The sequence below is a fragment of the Aquiflexum gelatinilyticum genome, assembly GCF_024741135.1.
Lineage (GTDB): Bacteria > Bacteroidota > Bacteroidia > Cytophagales > Cyclobacteriaceae > Cognataquiflexum > Cognataquiflexum gelatinilyticum.
Genome location: NZ_JANSUY010000002.1, coordinates 25,822 through 40,395, shown reverse-complemented (window position 1 = coordinate 40,395; position 14,574 = coordinate 25,822). Strand labels below are relative to the sequence as shown.

At 39.4% G+C, this 14,574-nt stretch carries 14 protein-coding genes; 9 read left to right on the top strand and 5 right to left on the bottom strand.

The window, feature by feature from the left end; all coding sequences use genetic code 11:
* Positions 1–64 precede the first annotated feature (64 nt).
* Genes NU887_RS04060 through NU887_RS04050 form a run of 3 tightly spaced genes read right to left on the bottom strand, consistent with a single transcriptional unit; the run spans position 65 to position 2,910 of the window.
* Complete coding sequence (locus NU887_RS04060) at positions 65–481, bottom strand: ATP-binding protein (protein WP_258422086.1); 417 nt, start codon at positions 479–481, stop codon at positions 65–67.
* 2 nt (positions 482–483) lie between these two features.
* Positions 484–816, bottom strand: a complete 333-nt coding sequence (locus tag NU887_RS04055) for an STAS domain-containing protein (protein WP_258422085.1) — start codon at positions 814–816, stop codon at positions 484–486.
* A 30-nt stretch (positions 817–846) separates the two neighbouring features.
* Complete coding sequence (locus NU887_RS04050) at positions 847–2,910, bottom strand: GAF domain-containing SpoIIE family protein phosphatase (RefSeq protein ID WP_258422084.1); 2,064 nt, start codon at positions 2,908–2,910, stop codon at positions 847–849.
* 90 nt (positions 2,911–3,000) lie between these two features.
* On the opposite strand from NU887_RS04050, the gene NU887_RS04045 reads away from it, so the two are divergent.
* A complete protein-coding gene (locus tag NU887_RS04045) occupies positions 3,001–3,720 on the top strand; it encodes a DUF4197 domain-containing protein (RefSeq protein ID WP_258422083.1) in 720 nt (239 codons plus the stop codon).
* Positions 3,721–3,723: 3 nt separating this feature from the next.
* Here NU887_RS04045 and NU887_RS04040 read toward each other — a convergent pair whose 3' ends face one another.
* Positions 3,724–4,038 carry a DciA family protein gene (locus tag NU887_RS04040; protein ID WP_258422486.1) on the bottom strand — a complete coding sequence of 105 codons (315 nt, stop codon included), beginning with the start codon at positions 4,036–4,038 and terminating at the stop codon, positions 3,724–3,726.
* Between the two features lie 21 nt (positions 4,039–4,059).
* Complete coding sequence (gene hemW / locus NU887_RS04035) at positions 4,060–5,187, bottom strand: radical SAM family heme chaperone HemW (protein ID WP_258422082.1); 1,128 nt, start codon at positions 5,185–5,187, stop codon at positions 4,060–4,062.
* A gap of 47 nt (positions 5,188–5,234) precedes the next feature.
* Between hemW and NU887_RS04030 the strand changes: the two genes are divergently transcribed.
* The 8 genes from NU887_RS04030 (at position 5,235) to porN (ending at position 14,498) form a co-directional block, all read left to right on the top strand.
* Complete coding sequence (locus NU887_RS04030) at positions 5,235–6,959, top strand: BamA/TamA family outer membrane protein (RefSeq protein ID WP_258422081.1); 1,725 nt, start codon at positions 5,235–5,237, stop codon at positions 6,957–6,959.
* A gap of 3 nt (positions 6,960–6,962) precedes the next feature.
* On the top strand, positions 6,963–8,081 hold the full coding sequence (locus tag NU887_RS04025; protein WP_258422080.1) for a DUF4271 domain-containing protein: 1,119 nt from the start codon (positions 6,963–6,965) through the stop codon (positions 8,079–8,081).
* A 35-nt stretch (positions 8,082–8,116) separates the two neighbouring features.
* The gene (locus tag NU887_RS04020; protein WP_258422079.1) at positions 8,117–8,893 is read left to right on the top strand and encodes a uroporphyrinogen-III synthase; all 777 of its coding nucleotides are present in this window, start codon (positions 8,117–8,119) and stop codon (positions 8,891–8,893) included.
* Between the two features lie 74 nt (positions 8,894–8,967).
* A complete protein-coding gene (locus NU887_RS04015) occupies positions 8,968–9,939 on the top strand; it encodes a PorP/SprF family type IX secretion system membrane protein (protein ID WP_258422078.1) in 972 nt (323 codons plus the stop codon).
* 121 nt (positions 9,940–10,060) lie between these two features.
* Positions 10,061–11,155: a T9SS ring complex lipoprotein PorK/GldK gene (porK, locus tag NU887_RS04010; RefSeq protein WP_258422077.1), complete on the top strand. Its 1,095-nt coding sequence runs from the start codon at positions 10,061–10,063 to the stop codon at positions 11,153–11,155.
* 49 nt (positions 11,156–11,204) lie between these two features.
* Positions 11,205–12,005: a type IX secretion system motor protein PorL/GldL gene (gene porL, locus NU887_RS04005; protein ID WP_258422076.1), complete on the top strand. Its 801-nt coding sequence runs from the start codon at positions 11,205–11,207 to the stop codon at positions 12,003–12,005.
* A 39-nt stretch (positions 12,006–12,044) separates the two neighbouring features.
* Positions 12,045–13,646 (top strand): type IX secretion system motor protein PorM/GldM, encoded by a 1,602-nt coding sequence (porM, locus tag NU887_RS04000; protein WP_258422075.1) that lies wholly within the window; start codon positions 12,045–12,047, stop codon positions 13,644–13,646.
* 42 nt (positions 13,647–13,688) lie between these two features.
* A complete protein-coding gene (gene porN, locus NU887_RS03995) occupies positions 13,689–14,498 on the top strand; it encodes a type IX secretion system ring subunit PorN/GldN (RefSeq protein WP_258422074.1) in 810 nt (269 codons plus the stop codon).
* Positions 14,499–14,574 lie beyond the last annotated feature (76 nt).

Here is a 14,574-nt window from a genome sequence, read left to right as displayed (position 1 = left end):
CAATGTTACAAATTAAATTGAAAAATTTGGGGCGTATGGACGATTAAGATATCCCAATTAACAATTATTTGGATTTCAAAATTTTAAATAACCTGCAGATATTTTTATTTCCAAGGGATTCAAATTCAATTTTATCCATAATCCTTTTTACCAACATGATGCCAAGTCCTCCTTTTCTCTTGGATTTGATCACCTGTGAGATTTCGGGTTCCTGGTATTCGAGGATATTGAATCCTTTGCCAAAATCCAGTATTTCAAAAACTACGAGACTTTGGGTAGAAATTACATTGAGGTCAATGAATTCTTTGGAATTACAATCGTGGGAGTGGATAATCAGATTGGCACATACTTCTTCCACAGCCAAGATTACCTGATGCTGCTCGATTTCTGACAGCGTGGTTTCATCCAAAATCTCCTCAAGGAACTGTCTCAGTTCAGACAATTGGGAGGTATCACAATATAATCTTAATTGGGAATTCATAATTAACCCTCCAAGGCTTGTTCTTTTGTGGGTCTGATACTGATCAATTGGTCTAATCCAAGAATATGAAAAACCTGGAAGACTTTATCCTTTAAGCCAAAAATGACCATTTTGACATTGTTTTCTTCAAATTCATCAAGATAGGACATGAATACGCCCAATCCGGCAGAAGAGATATACTCCAGTCCGGAACAATCTATCAAAATATTTTTTGCTCCCTCCTGCACTACTTCGCTGATAGCGGCATCCAATTCGACCGAGTTGCTTGCATCGATCTCTCCTGTCAATACCAGGACCCTACTACCACTTTCTAAATATTTTTCTACGTTCAGCATCTTGTTAATTACGGGTTTGTAAACGATTGGTTATGAGTTGAACTTGATTACCATGATGGAAAAGTCATCATCTGGTATGCCACCCTCCCCTACAAATTGATATACTTGATCGATAATCCTTTTCTGAATCAATTCCGCACTCAGATTTTTATGTTGCATCAATGCAGCTTTGAGGTTGTCATAGCCAAATTCTACCCCTTTTTTATTCTTGGCTTCAATAATTCCATCGGTATACAACACAAGGATGTCTTCCTTGTCATAGTGGAATTCCGACTCATGGATGTATTTCCTGTAATTTGGACTCCTCACTATCCCAAGGCCCAATCCCTCTGCACTCAGATAGCTGGCTTTGTCTTCGCTATGGTCATAGAATAAGGTGGGACAATGGCCTGCTCGGCTGTATTTGATGGTTTGTCGGTTGGTATCCAAGAGAAAATAGGAGGTGGTGATAAAGTGGTTTCTTTCCAAGCATTGGCTCAGGGCAGTATTTGCTTTAAACAAAAATTCCCCTGGACTGGGTTTGAGCTGAACCAAGCTGTGGAATATGCCTTTCATCTGCGACATGTTGAAGGCCGCAGAGGTACCCTTTCCGGAAACATCCCCGATGATGATGGAAAAAACGCCCTCATCTAGGTTTTTGGTTTCATAATAATCACCTCCGACCTCATCAGCAGCCACAGAAAATCCACAAATTTCAAATTTTTCATTATGATGCAGCTCCTTGGGCAACAGACTACGCTGCACCCTTTGGGCAATTTTTAACTCTTCTTTATACCTTTCTGTTTTGATGGCTTCATTTAAGAGCCTGTAGTTTTCTACTGAAATAGAAGCCTGTCCTACAAATGTGGTGATGATGTTGATCATTTCTTTGTTGAACCCGTCTCTCACTTCTTTGACCAGGTACATCCGGCCGATTGTTTTTTTATTGACTACAAGCGGAATCAAAAAGGCAGATTTAAAGATATTGTGTGGAATTTTTCCATAAAATTTCTTGGTGTCATTGTCATCCTGAGTCCAGTCAAACTCCGAAAATGGCTTAACGGTTTGAAACAATGTGATGATTTCCTGTCGGACTTCTTCATCAATGAATCTTTTTTGGATCAATTGGGGGATTTGGTCTTTGTCCAAGATCTCCAGCCAACCTCCATCGGCGTAGGAGGCACTCATACTGGAGTCAATCAATATATCCAAGACCTGGTTTTCGTCCTGCCCCGGTTTAATGGATTGACTGAGTCGCTGAAAATTGATGGCTTCCACCAGTTTTTGCTCAAAAACGGAGGAGGTAGGAAGATTAAATAGCGTGACCAAAAAGCTGAAAAGAGTATAGATAGCCACAAAGGCAAAAAGACCCATCAAAAAAAGATTGATGTTAAGGTTTACAAATGCGATTTCACTTTCGCTGTAGAACCCAAACTTTGAGAAAAGGTAAATGGTGCAGATCAGAATAATCACCAGAAACAGGATGGACTTCCACTTTTCTTTGAATGTCAAATAAGGAATCCATTTCAAGTTGATAGAAAGAGAGGCCGAGAAAATGGTCAAAAATACCAATCCAAAGATGAAGCTGTAATCAAAATTGTTTCCATTGAAGAAAACAAAAAACATACACATCAGCAACAAAACCTCAAAAGCCTGCCATTGCTGCACAACCTTTTTGGTTTTTTGGTATAGGATCAAATGTTTCCAGAGCAAAGAACAGGAAATCAGAAAAAGGGAAACAAATGCAAAATTGACATGGTAAAAGAAATTGCTCAACAAAGGATCGGAACCTAATTTACTCCCCCCAAGCATCATGTAAAAAATACTGATGGATAAGGAAATGATAGTGGCCAAAAGACCTGTGGAAACCCCTCTCCAGATCAGGTTTAGGAAATCAATGTTTTCATTTTTGTTGATCGAATGGTTGTAAAAAATATAAACAAGGATAAAAAAAAGAATTTCGAGCACGTAGGAAATCTCAGGGGCTAGGCTGTGATCCATCTGATTGACAGATTGGAAAATCCTGGTAATGTCCACAAAAAGCAAAGCCAACCAAGTCAGGATGGCCACCAAAATACTTATTTTACCGATATTTGGAGTAGGGATTTTAAGCATTCTTGGAATTTGAACACAATAATACTGAAACAAACTTAATTTTCCTGAAAGCGTTAAATGCCATAAGTCTAAATAAATGTTAAAAACCCTATGCGATTTTACAAGATTTCTTTTCTGGTACTTTTTGTTTTTATGTACAGTTGCTCCTCCGCCCAAATCAACAAACTGATCAAAGATGTCACCTCCGGACAGATCCCATTGTCTCAGGATGAAATTGCTGCGGGATTGAAAGAGGCGCTCGAGCAGGGAATAGTGAAGGGAACTGACTTGGCATCCAAGACTGATGGCTATTTCAAAAATGAAATGATCAAGATATTGCTTCCTGAGGATGCCCAAAAAGTAGAAAAGACCCTCCGAAACATGGGGCTTGGCAGCGAAGTGGACAGGGCCTTGCTTGCCATCAACCGTGGTGCGGAAAGTGCGGCGATCGAGGCAAAGCCGATTTTTGTGAATGCCATCAAGCAAATGAATATCCAGGATGCGCTCGGAATCTTGAAAGGAGATGCCACAGCTGCCACAGATTATTTGAAAAGGACAACCAATGCCCAATTGGTGGAACTCTTCAAACCGAAAATACAAGCTTCCTTGGATGAGGTGGGTGCTACAAAGTACTATGGAGACCTAGCCAATTCCTACAATAAAATCCCGCTTACCAAGCAAAAAGTCAATCCTGACCTGAATGCTTATGTGACCCAAAAGGCAATAGATGGTCTATTTGTGCTGATTGCCGAAGAAGAAAAAAATATCCGCGATAATCCCTTGGGAAGGACTTCAGACCTGATGAAGAAGGTTTTTGCGCAGCAGGATTGATTTTCAAAGAAACACAACTTCATCAATCACACCTTTGCCAAACTTGGCCTCAATCAAGTCCATGACTTTGGTCCGGTTCATTTTCAGCTCGTTCTTGACAGGTCCGGAGCTGATTTTTACAAAAAGTTTCTTTTCCTTGATATATAGGCCTGTGGTGCGGGAGGCTACCATTTTGCCCATCATTTCCGGCCAGGCCTGCAACAGCAACCTTTCGTCAAACTTATCTTTGAGTCGGTAAGCTTTCAGCAAATCATCAAAAGCCTCCTTCAGCGGTGTCGCTTCTTTCTTCCTTCCTCCATTGTTGCCGTACTTTTCCATCATTTCCAAAGGTAATTTTATTTAAGGTAAAAAAAGAGATTCAGCAATGCTGTCTGCCAACAATCTTCCTTTTTTGGTCAGGATGATTTTGTTGGTTTCTTCCAGAATGAGTTTTTCCTGCATCAGCATCTTGATGGTATCAAGCTTCAAAAATGCCAGATCGTAACACGAAGAGTTTTTCAAATAATTAATGTCAGTTCCCCAGATGGTTCTCAGAGAAGTGAGAATGTAATCGTTGGCAGCATCTTCGTCACTGAGGATTTCTTTGGCGTAAATGCTTTCTCCGGTTTTCAGTTTATTAATGTATTGGGCATTGTGGGCAATATTCGATCCCCGGCTTTTGCCGTCAAAAGAATGAGCACTCGGACCAATTCCCAGATAGGGAACACCAAGCCAATAATTGGTATTATGGAGGGCAAACTGTCCCAGCTTCCCAAAGTTAGAAATCTCGTATTGGATATAGCCGGAATCTTCCATGGACTGCATGAGGATTTCAAACTGTTCGGCAGCAAAATCCTCCGAGGCAGCTTGGTACTTTCCTTTTTTGTGCCAATTCCCCAAAGCGGTCTTTGGCTCCAAGGTCAGGCAATAGCTGCTGATGTGACCTGGGTTTTGGGACAATGCGATCTCTAGGTCTTTTTTCCAGACATCATGATTGCTCGATGGAAACCCATAAATCAAATCCACTGATAATTTTTCAAATCCTGTGGACTTAGCAGATTCAATGGCTTTTAATGATTCTTCGGCGTTGTGCGCGCGGTTGTAGAATTTTAAAATTTCTGGATCGAAGGTCTGTATTCCGATGCTCAACCTGTCAATTCCCAAAGCTTTCCAGTTTTGGAGATTTGAAATACTGAGGTCATCGGGGTTTGCCTCTAACGTCACTTCTTCCAAATCCAAAGAATACCACTTGGTGATTGTTTCCAAAATCTTTTCCAAATGGGTTTTAGAAAGCAATGAAGGCGTACCTCCACCAAAATAAACCGTTCTGACGGGAGTTTTTTTTGGCAAAAAGTCTTTCCTCAGTACGAGTTCAGTACAAATGGAATCCACCATCTCCTCGATCAGGACTTTGCTGGTACTGAAGTGAAAATCACAATAGTGACAAGCCTGCTTACAAAAAGGAATATGGATGTAGATACCGGACAATTTATTTACTTTTAGCCCTCAAAGATACTCAAACCTCCCTGTCAAAGGTGAAAAGAATCCTCATTTTCCTGTTTCTATTATTTTGTACATTTTCTTCTCCCGGATACTCCCAAGGAGGAAAATGGCTCCGTTGGGAATTGGTGGGAGCACTGTCTGTTCAGGAAGATCAGGTATTTAGAGATTCGGTATCACTTTCAAACTTCATCAAAGGGAAATACCAAGAGCTATACAGTTTGGGATATTTGGCACCTCAAGAATCCAAGGTAAAATCCACAGTGGATTCACTTTGGCTGAGGGTGAATACCGGAGACAGGTTTGAATGGGTGACATTAAGACAAGGCAATGTCGATCCTGTTTTACTTGTCAAAACTGGAGTTGATATGAAGAGGTTTTCAGGAAAGCCATTTGATTACAGGCAGGTTTCAAGACTTTTTGAATCTCTTTTGAAAGAATCCGAGAACAGGGGTTATCCCTTTGCTGCTATCAAAATAGACAGCATGGAAAGGATCGGAAAAGGATTTTCAGGAGCACTGGCTTTGGATTCAGGGCCAAGAATTACTTTTGATACCTTAAAAATCACAGGGGACACCAAATCAAAGCCTGAGTTTCTTTCTAGGTTTTTACAAATTGTACCGGGGCAGGCATTTTCCCAAAGGAAAATTGATGATGGAATCCGGCAAATCCGTGGACTTCCTTACCTGAAATGGTCCGGAGAACCTGAGCTTAGCTTTCAGAATGAGGAAGCTACCTTGTACCTGCCGATTTCAGACAGGAAAATCAATTCCATCGATGGGATTATTGGCTTTTTGCCCAATGAAAATGAGGGGGGCAAACTTTTGGTCACAGGGCAGTTTGATATTGCTTTGTATAATATCGCAGGAACGGGCCGGAATTATGAATTGCATTGGCAGCGGTTTAACCAACTTTCCCAAACCTTGAAAATTTCAGGTTTTGAACCTTTGCTTTTGGGCTCAAACATCGATGCTAGTTTTTCCTTTTCCCTGTTGAAAGAAGACACCACATTTTTAAACAGAGATTTCAGGCTCAATTTTGGCTACAGGTTCAATTCTGACGGGTATTTCAGTTTCTTTACAAGGCGTCAGGCTGGAGATTTGTTAGCGGTATTTGGACTCCAAGAAAGTTCTGAATTGCCGGAGGCAGGTGATTTCAGGTTTAATAATTATGGACTCAATTACAGACATATATGGCTTGATGATGTCTTTTTTCCCAGAAGAGGTGCTTTAGCCCAACTGGAATTTGCCATAGGGAATAAAAACATTTTGCAGAATACTGGGCTACCACCTGAACTATATGAAGGCATTGTTCTAAAAACCCTTCAATATTATATGGAGGCAAAGATTGAAAAGCATTTTTATCTCTCTCCTCGTTGGGGAATTTTCACCAGATTGGCAGGTGGAACTGTAGAAAATAAAAATCTACTCTTAAATGATTTGTACCGGATTGGTGGTCTACAAAGCATCCGGGGATTCAATGAGAATTTCTTTTTTGCAGACAAATACCTTTATCTCAATTTTGAGCCGAGGTTTTATTTTGATACCTACTCTTATTTTATGATTTTTGCCGATATGGGAAGATTGGAGAATAGCGTTCAGAATTTTGGGACTGATAACACCTTTTCTGCTGGGATGGGCTTCAGTTTAGAGACAGGAAATGGGGTTTTTAATTTCATTTATGGACTTGGCAGCTCCAATGACCAAGAATTTTCACTCAATCTTTCTAAAATTCACTTTGGATATACCAGTAGATTCTAACAGATGAATATAGCATATGTGAGGGCTTTCCTTATTTTTCTTTTTATCGGAATTTCTTTCGTTGGTAGTTCCCAGGTTTTGGAAAATTATAATCCTGCAATCCAGGAAATGTATCCTGAAACCCTTCGTAAATCGAATACAAAAATCCAGGTTAAACTGGATTTGGAAACTTTTCCTAACAGTACCTTCAGATTTGCATTTCCCGGTAAATCCACCATGTTTTTGGAAGATAAGCTATGGTTCCAAACAGCAACTGATACGGTATTTATAATTCCTTTGGAAGGGATGAAAAATTTTACATCCGGGTCTGATTCTACAGGGACCATGCTGACAATAATCAAAGCAGGTATTAATTCAAGTGATGTTTCTGTAGAAAAAGGATTTTTTGAAAATGAAGTTTTCAAATCAAAAACTGAAGATTCAGAAAAATTGCTTCCGGAGAAAAGAGATGTTGATAATTTTAATGATTTTTTCTTTTTCGCAGTTATAGGGATCCTCTTTTTGATTTCAGTCTATAAGCTGATTTACCCTTTGGTACTTAAGTTGATACTTATGCCAACCTCGGTTTTCTCGGCGGAGGATTTTTCTGAATCAAATTCTGTTCAGAAGTTTTTTTCATTGGATGTCATCTTTTATTTATTGCTGATGAATATGATGGCTTTTTTACTGCTGATGCTATGTGTTAAAGCAGTTGGGAATGAAAGTTTGCAGTTTATAGTCAGTGGAGATCTCAACCAACATTTCCTGAGTTGGCTTTTGGGGTCTTCCATTCTTATCCTGATAGCAGTTTTGAAGTTTACTTTATTAAGATTTTTGGGATTTGTGTTTGATTTGAAAAAAATAGTAGTCCCCCATTTTTTTTATATGCTAAGGATTATTTCCATAACAATATTTGTTATGGCCTTCATTGTCAGCATAATTGTTTTGAATGACTTCTTCGAATTGGATATTACGATAAAATATTTGCTTTATGCCTTTTTTTGGATCTACATGGTTGGTGTGTTCATGTTGTTTCTGATTATGTCAAATAGAGTGTCTTTTAAAAATTACCATTTATTTGTTTACATTTGCAGCGCGGAAATAGTCCCCTTTTTAATCCTTTCAAAGGTAATTATCGGGTAAAATCAAGTGGAAAAGTTCAAATGCTGAAGTGAAATATGACGACTAAATCTACTAAGGACAGATTAAACCAAGTAAAAAGCATCTTAGTTTCCCAGCCGAAGCCGACAGATGAGAAATCACCATATTTTCAATTAGCTGAAAAGTATAATTTAAAAATAGATTTCAGGCCTTTTATCCAAGTTGAGCCGGTATCAGTCAAGGATTTCAGAAGACAAAAGATTGATATTTTAAAGCATACTGCCATTATTTTCACAAGCCGTAATGCTATCGACCATTTTTTTACGATCTGCAAGGAATTGAAAGTGGAGATGCCTGCAGATATGAAATATTTCTGTATTTCGGACCAAACAGCACATTATCTCCAAAAGTATATTGTAATCAGAAAGCGAAAGCTTTATGTTGGTCAAAAAACAGCTTCAGATTTATTTGACTACTTCAAGAAGCATAAATCGGAGAAATACCTGTTCCCATGTTCTGATATCCGGAAGGACGAAATTCCAGAGTACATGGCCAAAAACAATATCTCCTACACTGAGGCCATTATATACCACACGGTAGCAGCTGACTTGTCAGACCTTAGAGATATCAAATATGACATTCTTGCTTTTTTCTCTCCTTCGGGAATCAAATCTTTGAAGCAGAATTTTCCTGATTTCAAACAAAATAACACAAGGATTGCTGCTTTTGGACCCACTACAGCCAAAGAAGTAAGGGACCAAAATTTAATTCTTGATATTGAAGCTCCAATGCCAAATGCCCCAAGTATGACTGGGGCACTCGAACTTTACATAAAAAAGGCAAATAATTTGTGATGATGCTAATCTTTTATGGCAAAATTGAGTTTAATTGTGTAGAATAGAGTTTACTTCATCAGTTTTATTGATACATGGTTAAACGTAATTTTACGATATTGAAATACCTACTGTTGATTTGGATAGGTAGTTTTTTTGCTTCAAGCGTCAATGGTCAACAAGACGCGCAGTTTACGCAGTACATGTACAACGGGGCATATTTTAACCCTGCTTTTGCCGGTAAAGAATCCGGATATAGGTTTTCTGCTCTTCATAGGTCACAATGGCTGAACTATTCAGGCACTAACGGACCGGCCCCAATAACTCAATTGGTGACAGCCTCTGGTTCTATAGACAAACTCAAACTAGGAGTTGGCTTAAATTTTGTAAATGACAATATCGGCCCAAGCACCAATCAGGAAGCCAATATTTCTGTAGGATATCACAAAAAACTAAGAAGGGGTGTTTTGAGTTTAGGATTAATGGGAGGAGTTTTTGCGACAACGATTCGTTTTGATGAATTGAGTTTGGTCAATCCAGATCCAAAACTGCCTGCCACGGGAAGCGAGACCCAAATGAACTTCAATTTTGGGGCAGGAGCCATATATGATAGGACTAAATATTATGTAGGCATAAGCAGCCGTCATCTAAATGAACCGGCTTTTGATTTTGGAGAGGGTTCTTTTGAAAACCAATTGAAAAACCATTCCTATTTATTAGCCGGATATAGGATAAAGACCTTTGCGCAATGGAATTTTGAGCCAAGTGTATTGTTGAAAACAGTCTCCTTCAATAATTTTTCTTATGATGTCAGCGTTATAGCCACATACAATCAAAAGGTAAGTGGTGGATTGGCTTTCAGAGGTGAAGAATCAGTATCCTTACTGATGGGTTACAGTTTACTTAGAGATAATTCACTAAGGATAGGATATGCATTTGATTTGGTAGTCGGAGGTATAGAAGCCAAGTCTCCGACGAGTCATGAATTCATGTTATCCTATGTTCTTCCGGATGTTACCCGGGAGTTCCAAAGAACAATCCAACGTACTCCGAGATTTAGGTTCTAAAAAAAAAATTATTGGAAATTCAGCAATTAAATTTGTGTATTTCTAAGAATTTACTTTAATTTTCGCTCTTGTTGCTTATCCAAAAAGTGGCATGAATTTGATAAATGGTTTAATGTAATTTATGTCTAAAAAAATGAAGACACGCGTTTTGAGCATAATTTTAGCGGTTTTGGTAGTGGTAGTACTACCGAGTTGCGGACTTTTGGGCAAGAAAGGATCTGCCAGTGAAAAAGACAATAGAAGGGGTGAAGTTACGGGTGTTCCCAAGAGGGTAATCTGGCAACAAATCCTTCCTCAAGAAATGGTTCCGGTCAAAGCCGGGACTTTTTGGATGGGACAGGCTGATGAAGATATAGCCTTCTCACAATCATCGTTGAACAAGCAGATTACTATCTCCGAATTTTATATGGATAAGTATGAAGTATCCAACAACAAATACAGACAGTTCATCGAAGCCGTCAGGTTAGGTGAGTACACTTACAGTACTCCGACAACTTTGAAAGACGCGCCGACTTTTGACCTGAACGCTGTACTTCCTGATACGACAGTCTGGAACACAAGTTTCACTTACCACTATGGTGATCCTTTGATGGAGTTTTATTTTGACCACCCTGCTTTTGACAATTACCCTGTGGTAGGTGTCAGCTGGGAGCAGGCCAATATGTACTGTCAGTGGAGAACGTACCACTTGAATGCAAACGACAAAGCGGATTTTGATTATCCTCCTTTTAGGTTACCATCAGAAGCGGAGTGGGAATATGCAGCCAAAGGCGGAAAAGAAGTAGCCAAGTATCCTTGGGGAGGCCCATATCTCAAAAACAAAAGAGGTTGCTTGATGGCTAACTTCAAGCCTGGAAGAGGTAATTACATTGATGATGGATTTGCATATACTGCGCCAGTAGATGTTTTTGCACCAAATGGCTTCGGCTTATACAACATGTCAGGAAACGTAGCAGAATGGGTATTGGATTCCTATAATGCAGTCAGTGGATCTGTCACTTGGGATTTGGACCCTAGATATGATGATCCTAATGAAAAAAGGAAAGTGGTACGTGGCGGTTCTTGGAAAGACATCGCTCATTACCTTGAAACAAGTACAAGAACCTATGAATTCCAGGATGTGAAAACAGCACATATCGGATTCAGAACTGCGATGACCTATTTGGGTAGATCAGGTTCAATGGATATCAGCAACAACAGAAGAAGAAAAAAGTAAATCGAATAACATCTTAATCACTCACTCACCTCTAAATTTTTAAAAAAAAATGGCAACAAAAAACAAATCATTCATGAACACATTCTACGGGGATATCATGCCGAAAATTTATGGTATCGGAGCCGCCGTAGTTATCTTAGGAGCTATGTTCAAAATCCTCGACTGGCAGGGTGCCAGTTTGATGATCGGTGTGGGTCTTACCACAGAAGCCGCAATATTTTTCTTATCCGCATTTGAGCCCAAACATGAAGAGGTAGACTGGTCAAAAGTTTATCCTGAATTAGCCGGTGAAGAGCCTGCTGAACGCAAATCCACCAAAAAAGAGCCAAAAGACAATCTTAGCCAGAAATTTGACGAAATGTTGTCCAATGCTAAAATTGGACCTGAATTGTTTGATAGCTTGGGCAAGGGAATCCAAAACCTTGCAACCTCAGCTGAAAAAATGGGAACGATTGCTGATGCAGCAGTTGCTACCAATGAATATGCGAGCAATGTAAAAACAGCTTCCAAGACTTTGGTTGACATCAACCAGTCTTATGGAAAAACTGCCATGGCGTTGACCGAGCTTTCTTCTGCGTCTGCAGATGCAAAAGAGTACCACAGTCAAGTGGTGACGGTTACCAAAAACCTTTCTGCATTGAACAATGTGTATGAAATGGAACTTTTGGATGCCCAATCACACCTTAAAACACTGAATAAGTTCTATTCCAATATATCTACTGCTATGGAAGGATTGAACGAGGCAGGAAAAGAAACTGAGCAATTCAAAAATGAATTGGCAAAACTCAATTCAAACGTAAGTTCTTTGAATAAGGTATACGGTGGCATGCTATCAGCCATGAAAGGTTAAGCCTGTTTTTATAAATGTTTAAACTTTTAGAAAAATAATATGGCTGGAGGAAAAGAAACACCAAGGCAGCGGATGATCGGTATGATGTACCTTGTATTGACAGCATTGTTGGCATTACAGGTAAGCAACCAGATACTCCAAAAGTTTGTGTTGTTAAATGATGGATTGGAAAGAACTTCCAAAAACTTCATCAATAAAAATGAATTTACGGTCTCTTCTATTGCTTCGACAGTAGAGAATCAGGGAAATAACGAAAAAGATGTACCCAAGGTAGATGCAGCAAAGGAAGTCCGCAAGGCAACCTCTGAGGTATATGCTTACCTTGAGGAGCTGAAGCAGGAACTTTTGACTACTTCCAATGCGAAGGATGATCAAGGTCAGTTCAGTAACTCTGCTTTGAAAAACACCGATATCCCTGGCAATATTTTCAATAACAACAAAAAGGGATTTGAAATGCAGGAGAGGTTAAATGCCTATCCAAAGCAAATATCTGAAATCCTTAAAAAAGCAGGAATTGAATTGACTTTTGGCGATATCGCCAAAGATGCCAAAGACATCGAAATATTTCAAAATGACAAAGAAGTCAGAAATAAGAATTTCGTGTTCTTAAACTTTGTCAAGTCTCCTGTTGGTGCCGTTATGGCATTGATTTCGCAGTATCAGAATGAAGTTTTGAATATTGAAAGTGAATCTTTGGGAGCAATCACAGCTTCAATCGGTTCGTTCTATTACAAAGCGGATATTGTTGAAGCGAGGATTGCAGCCCAATCAAACGTAGTTGCGGCCGGCACCAAGTTCCAGGCAGATATGTTCATCGCTTCCTCTTCTTCTTCAGATGCTCCTCAAATGACTATTGACGGAAGGACTGTGACAGTAGAAAACGGATTCGGTAAAATTGAATTTACTGCTACTCCTGCTTCTCAATATGATGATAGAGGACTTTCAAAGAGAATTTTGAAAGGTGAAATCGTGACCAATGTGGGCGGTGAAGACAAAATACTTCCTGTTGAATATGAGTATTTCGTAGCACAACCGGTCATCAAAGTTACTTCGGAAGTAGTCAATCAGCTTTATGCGGATTGCGCCAACGAGTTGTTGATTGATGTTCCTGCTTTGGGAAATAGCTACGCACCAAGTTTCACTGTATCTAATGGTTCTTCTATCCAAGGAAGCAAGCCTGGCCAGCTGACAGTAATTCCAGGTGGTTCAGGAAAAGTGTTGATTGGAGTTAGCAGTGGAGGCAATAAAATCGGCGATGTATCGTATGATATTAAACCGGTTCCGGCGCCAACTGTAAGGTTATTCGATGGAAGAGGACCAATAGATTTGAGTCAGGCCTATCCTGCACCGGGACCATCTTCTTTGATAGTAGAAGCTATTCCTGAAGCAAACTTTGGTAGAACCATGGCTAAAGACGCTAACTTTGAAGTAACAGGTGGTGAAGTCATTCTTTTAAGAAATGAGGTTCCTCGTGAGAAAGTTGCTATCAATGGTAAAAATGTTGCCATCAGAAACCTCTTGGCATCAGCAAAAAGTGGAGATGCATTGGTAATCCGTGTTACCCAAGTAACCCGAACTAACTTCAGAGGCAATAAAATAACAAATAACCAGCCTGAAATTATCAGGATGGCAATTAAATAAATGATCGATGATGCCTTTGGCATGATCATAAACTAAGTAAATATGAAACTTTATTCAAAAATCATTGGCCTTTTTGCACTTGGTCTTACTGCATTCGGAGTTGACGCCAATGCACAGGCTACAAGTGTGACCCCATCCGGAACTGGCGACAGACAGTTCAAAATGGATACGGTTTTTTCTGCACACCCTATCCGGGAAGATGATAAGATGTATCAAATCTCTGTTTGGAGAAGGATAGACCTCAGGGAAAAATACAACCAGCCATTGTATGGTTCAGGTGACACCAAAAATGATGGAATCGTCAATCAGATATATAAGGCTATTGTTGAAGACAATGCGCTTGAAGTATTTGCAGATGACAAATTCACACAGCCACTATCCATTTCTGACTTCCAATCTAATTTCTGGTTGGCTGCAAATGGAGACAGTATCTTCGTGAAGCAATTATATTACCTGGATTTTATGGAGGATTTTGTATTTGACAAGCACCATTCTCAAATCAAATTTGACGTCAAATACATCGAATTGGTAATGCCATCCCAAACCAATGCAAATGCCGGTCAAAAGACAATAGGATATGTTAGGTTCAAAGATTTCTACTATCACTTCAAAGACCATCCTGAGGCAAAATGGTTGATCTTCCAAAACACTGCAAAAAACTTAACGTATGATCAGGTTTTTGATCAGAGATTGTTCAGATCAGTAGTTAGAAGGTATACCAATCCGGATAATGCCTATGTTGCGGATTTGGTAAATTCAAGTCATCCTAATCCCGAATTGCAGGCATTCTTGAATTCTTTGGAATTTGAGTACAAACTGCTTGATTTTGAGAATGGACTTTGGGAATGGTAAAAACGGTTTTCCAATAGCATGAAAAGATAAAGGCCTTCAGATTTCTGAAGGCCTTTATCTTTTAAGAAGTAATTTG

Bases quoted from the DNA above. Each gene is read 5' to 3' on its own strand.
- NU887_RS04060 (WP_258422086.1), bottom strand. From the start codon at position 481: ATGAATTCCCAATTAAGATTATATTGTGATACCTCCCAATTGTCTGAA.
- porN (WP_258422074.1), top strand. From the start codon at position 13,689: ATGAAACTTTATTCAAAAATCATTGGCCTTTTTGCACTTGGTCTTACT.
- NU887_RS04045 (WP_258422083.1), top strand. From the start codon at position 3,001: ATGCGATTTTACAAGATTTCTTTTCTGGTACTTTTTGTTTTTATGTAC.
- NU887_RS04040 (WP_258422486.1), bottom strand. From the start codon at position 4,038: ATGGAAAAGTACGGCAACAATGGAGGAAGGAAGAAAGAAGCGACACCG.
- porL (WP_258422076.1), top strand. From the start codon at position 11,205: ATGGCAACAAAAAACAAATCATTCATGAACACATTCTACGGGGATATC.
- NU887_RS04020 (WP_258422079.1), top strand. From the start codon at position 8,117: ATGACGACTAAATCTACTAAGGACAGATTAAACCAAGTAAAAAGCATC.
- NU887_RS04055 (WP_258422085.1), bottom strand. From the start codon at position 816: ATGCTGAACGTAGAAAAATATTTAGAAAGTGGTAGTAGGGTCCTGGTA.
- NU887_RS04050 (WP_258422084.1), bottom strand. From the start codon at position 2,910: ATGCTTAAAATCCCTACTCCAAATATCGGTAAAATAAGTATTTTGGTG.
- porK (WP_258422077.1), top strand. From the start codon at position 10,061: ATGTCTAAAAAAATGAAGACACGCGTTTTGAGCATAATTTTAGCGGTT.
- NU887_RS04015 (WP_258422078.1), top strand. From the start codon at position 8,968: ATGGTTAAACGTAATTTTACGATATTGAAATACCTACTGTTGATTTGG.
- porM (WP_258422075.1), top strand. From the start codon at position 12,045: ATGGCTGGAGGAAAAGAAACACCAAGGCAGCGGATGATCGGTATGATG.
- NU887_RS04025 (WP_258422080.1), top strand. From the start codon at position 6,963: ATGAATATAGCATATGTGAGGGCTTTCCTTATTTTTCTTTTTATCGGA.